The organism is Aldersonia kunmingensis (assembly GCF_001646865.1).
Lineage (GTDB): Bacteria > Actinomycetota > Actinomycetes > Mycobacteriales > Mycobacteriaceae > Aldersonia > Aldersonia kunmingensis.
Genome location: NZ_LRRB01000127.1, coordinates 1 through 4,170, shown reverse-complemented (window position 1 = coordinate 4,170; position 4,170 = coordinate 1). Strand labels below are relative to the sequence as shown.

At 65.2% G+C, this 4,170-nt stretch carries 5 protein-coding genes; 1 reads left to right on the top strand and 4 read right to left on the bottom strand.

Going from position 1 to position 4,170, the window contains the following annotated elements; genetic code table 11:
• Together A8G08_RS10135 and A8G08_RS10130 are read right to left on the bottom strand one after the other, a co-directional pair.
• On the bottom strand, positions 1-401 hold a 401-nt coding region (locus A8G08_RS10135), incomplete at its 3' end, for an SRPBCC family protein (protein ID WP_245672760.1).
• Between the two features lie 49 nt (positions 402-450).
• Entirely contained in the window at positions 451-1,650 is a 1,200-nt protein-coding gene (locus A8G08_RS10130; protein WP_068273375.1) for an alpha-hydroxy acid oxidase, read from the bottom strand.
• A 182-nt stretch (positions 1,651-1,832) separates the two neighbouring features.
• On the opposite strand from A8G08_RS10130, the gene A8G08_RS10125 reads away from it, so the two are divergent.
• The gene (locus A8G08_RS10125) at positions 1,833-2,630 is read left to right on the top strand and encodes an SDR family NAD(P)-dependent oxidoreductase (RefSeq protein ID WP_068273370.1); all 798 of its coding nucleotides are present in this window, start codon (positions 1,833-1,835) and stop codon (positions 2,628-2,630) included.
• Positions 2,631-2,690: 60 nt separating this feature from the next.
• Here the strand turns inward: A8G08_RS10125 and A8G08_RS10120 are convergent, their stop codons facing one another.
• Positions 2,691-3,185: a beta-class carbonic anhydrase gene (locus A8G08_RS10120; RefSeq protein ID WP_068273368.1), complete on the bottom strand. Its 495-nt coding sequence runs from the start codon at positions 3,183-3,185 to the stop codon at positions 2,691-2,693.
• A 79-nt stretch (positions 3,186-3,264) separates the two neighbouring features.
• Complete coding sequence (locus tag A8G08_RS10115; protein WP_068273364.1) at positions 3,265-4,125, bottom strand: FUSC family protein; 861 nt, start codon at positions 4,123-4,125, stop codon at positions 3,265-3,267.
• Positions 4,126-4,170: the final 45 nt, after the last annotated feature.

Here is a 4,170-nt window from a genome sequence, read left to right as displayed (position 1 = left end):
GGAAAGACACCGGACTTGCGCCACTTTTCGGTGATATCCGACCAGTCGTAGAACGACGTGACCAGGGTGCCGCCCTCGGCGGGTGCGAGGTCGTAGCCGTAAACGTGCCCGATCTGGGGTTTGATCTGGCCCTCGATCGTCCATGCAATCCGCTTGTCGCGCTCGAACTCGGTGATGACGACCGTGACGTCGTACTTCCCGAGGGGAAAGTCGCCGAGCGATTCGCGGTCCATATGGACGATGAAGGTGTCACCGGCGGCGGCCGGCGGATCGCCCTCGGCGTCCTGGAGCATGCCGGACGAGTCGATCGCGACATGTCCCTGTGGGTCGCTGAGCACCGCGAAAATTGCGTCCGCCGACGCGGGAATCAGGCGCTGGGCTTCGAGGCGTTCGGTAGTCACGGCAACCATGTTGGCCCAATGCGGCGCAATGCGCCATCAAGAAGAGTCGTCACAGTGCGTCGATCGGGCGCGGGGCGAACCGTGCCATCTGCGTGACGTGGGCCGGCGTCAGCTCGTCGAGTGTGTGCACACCGAGCAGGCGCATGGTGCGCTCGATCTGCTCGGACAGGATCGTGATCGCCCGGTTCACACCTGCCTCGCCACCGGCCATCAGTCCGTACAGGTAGGCGCGGCCGACGAGGGTGAAGCGTGCGCCGAGCGCGATCGCCGCCACGATATCGGCGCCGGACATGATGCCGGTGTCGAGCAGCACCTCGGTGTCGGCGCCCACCTCGGTGGCCACCTTGGGCAGCAGGTGGAACGGCACCGGCGCGCGGTCAAGCTGGCGGCCGCCATGGTTGGACAACACGATGCCGTCGACACCGAGATCGGTCACGGCTTTCGCATCCTCGACCGTCTGAATACCTTTCACCACAAGCTTTCCCGGCCACTGATCCTTGATCCAGGCGAGGTCGGCGAAGGTCACCGTCGGGTCGAACATCGAGTCGAGCAACTCGGCAACGGTGCCCGACCATCGATCCAGCGAGGCGAAAGCCAGCGGTTCCGTGGTCAAAAAGTCGAACCACCAATGTGGTCGCCACGCGGCGTCGAGCACTGTTCGCACAGTGAGTTGGGGCGGGATCGTCATGCCATTTCGCTTGTCCCGCAGCCGCGCTCCGGCAACCGGGACGTCGACGGTGACCAGCAGCGTGTCGAAACCGGCGGCTGCTGCCCGGCTCACCAGCTGCATGGACCGGTCGCGGTCGGTCCACATGTAGAGCTGAAACCAGTTGCGGCCATTCGGGTTTGCGGTACGGACATCCTCGATCGAGGCAGTGCCCATTGTGGACAGTGCGAACGGAATTCCGGCACGCGCCGCCGCATGGGCGCCGGCGATCTCGCCCTCGGTCTGCATCATCCGGGTAAAGCCGGTGGGTGCTATGCCGAACGGCAGCGCGGACGGTCCGCCGAGCACCTTTCGGGTGGTGTCCACGGTCGAGACATCACGCAGGATCGCGGGGTGAAACTCGATGTCGGAGAAGGCCTGCCGTGCCCGGGCAAGGGACAGCTCTTCCTCGGCAGCGCCGTCCGTGTAATCGAACGCGGCCTTGGGTGTGCGCCGCTTGGCGATTCGGCGTAGATCTTCGATGGTCAGCGCGGCGTCGAGGCGACGCTTCTTGCGATCGAGTTCGGGCCGCCGGAACTGCATCAGCGGCGCGAGTTCGCGTGCCTTCGGCAGTTGTCGCTTCACGTGTGTCCGCCTCCTGGAGAGTTTGTCGGTTCGACCGTACCGCTGCGCATTGCCGTCACGGTGAGTCGAACCGGTGTGCACGCGGCAGCACCGGCATAGCGTCGGACCTCCAAAATGCACAACGAGCTGGAGTGAAGCGGATGGATCTGGGTTTGAGTGGGAAGCGCGCGATCGTGACCGGCGGCAGCCGGGGGATCGGGCTGGCGATTGCGCGGACGCTCGCGGTCGAGGGCGCCGACGTCGTGCTGGTCGCGCGCAATGCGGAGCCGCTCGAGCTCGCGGCGAAGGCGCTGGCGCAGGAGACGGGGCGACGCGTGCTCGCAGTGCCCGCCGACACCGGTGACGACGAATCGGTTCGCGCTCTCGTCGACCGCACGGTCAGCGAACTCGGTGGCGTGGACATTCTCGTCAATGCCGCCGCGGAGCCGTGGGGTCCGGGCAAGCCCACCGACCTCGAGTCCACCACGGACGACGTGCTTCGTGGCGAGCTCGAGATCAAGGTGCTCGGCTACCTGCGCACGGCCCGTGCGGTGGCACCGCATTTCATCGAGCAGGGCTGGGGCCGGATCATCAACATCAGTGGACTCGGTGCACGCCTTGCCAATTCGATCACGCAGACCGTCCGCAATGTGTCGGTGTCCGCGCTGACCAAGAACCTCGCCGACGAGCTGGGTCCCAAGGGTGTCAACGTCACCGTTGTGCACCCGGGCATCACCCGAACCGAGGCGCTTGTCGAGCGTCTTGCCGCGCAGTCGGACGCCGAGGGTGTCTCGGTCGATGAGCTCGAGGACCAGCTCGCGAAGAACACGATTCGTCGCGTGATCGACGCCTCCGAGGTGGCCGATGTGGTCGCCTTCCTCGCCTCCCCGCGCAGCGTGGCCATCACCGGCGACGCCGTCGCGGCGGGCGGCGGACTGCCGGGGCCGGTCTTCTACTGATCGTGAACGCACAGAACCCGGCCACCGTGGAACGGTGACCGGGTTCTTTCGTTCGCGTGGTCAGTCCGCTATGACCTCGTTGAGCTTGCCCGTAGCGACATCGAAGACAAAGCCGCGCAGCGACTCGGTCTTGGTGACGAAGGGGCTCTGCTCGATGCGCTTGATCGACTGACGGACGTCCTCGTCGAGGTCCGGGAAGGCCTCGGGCGACCAGTTCGGCTTGATGCCGATCTCGTCCTGAATCGAGCGCTTGAAATCGTCGTCGGTGAACGTCAGCATGCCGCAGTCGGTGTGGTGGATGAGGATGATTTCCTTGGTCCCCAGCAGACGCTGACTGATTGCCAGAGAACGGATTTCGTCGTCCGTGACGACACCACCAGCATTGCGGATCACGTGCGCCTGGCCCTCTTCGAGGCCGAGGATGCGATAAACGTCGAGCCGCGCGTCCATGCACGCGACAATTGCGATGTTTTTGCTCGGCGGTAGCGGGAGCGGACCCTGGAAGGTCTCGACGTAGGCGCGATTGTTTTCGATGAATTCGTCGGTGACCGACATGGGTACCCCAATCGTCTCGGCGTGGGTGCGTGCCGCGGCCAACGATCCGCATGCGTTTGTGCTTATGGAACTGTTCTGTTCAGGCCGATTGCATCTCTTGACCGAGCAATTCGAGTTCGTTGAGGTAAACCGCGGCCCACAGCAGGTCGCGGGCCGTATCGAGGCCGTCCGTGGCGAGTGCGTCACTCAGATCCGTGCCGATGGATGGTGCGCCGGCGTGGCTCGTGCCGTCGGCATCGTCGAGCCACGCGACGATCGCGGCGGCATGTGCGTCGACCACCGAGCGCGCGGTGGTTGCCGAATCCGCCGGCGTGCGCAGCGGGATCCGTGCAATTGCCTCGGCTGCGAGAAGTACGCGGTTGGCGCGGCGCGACGTCTGCAGAACCTCTTGCAGATCGGCATCGCCGCCGCTTTCACCGAGATATTGGCGGACCGCGTCGTCGGCTGTCCGCGTGGCCGCGATCGCATCGCGCACAGCGTCGTCGGGAATATCGGCGTGTCGGGTTACCCGATGTACGGCGGCAAGGAGATAGTGCGCGGATTGCGACGTCGACTCATTTGCGGCGCGAATAGTGGTTTTCGCGACGCTGCGCGGCCACAGCAGAATCGACACCACGACCGCGACGGCGCACCCAAGCGCGACATCCTCGATCCGAACGATGCCGACCTTGTACCCCTGCGGCGCAATCAGATTGAAGGCGATGAGCACCACCACGGTGAACGCGGTCTGTCCCGCGGCGAACGACACCATCTCCGGCACGAAGGAGGCCAGGAACACCGCGAAGGGCATCAATATCCACAGTGCCACGGGACCGGTGCCGAGAGCTCCGATGAGTGCCGCGCCGACGATGAATCCGACGACTGTCCCGCCGACCGCTCGCAGGACGTTCGACCCGGTGCTAAGTGCGGTGCTGCGCATGACCGAGAGCGTGCCGAGCACCGATCCAGAAGCCGTGGTGCACAGGCAGAAGTTCGGTTACCGCGA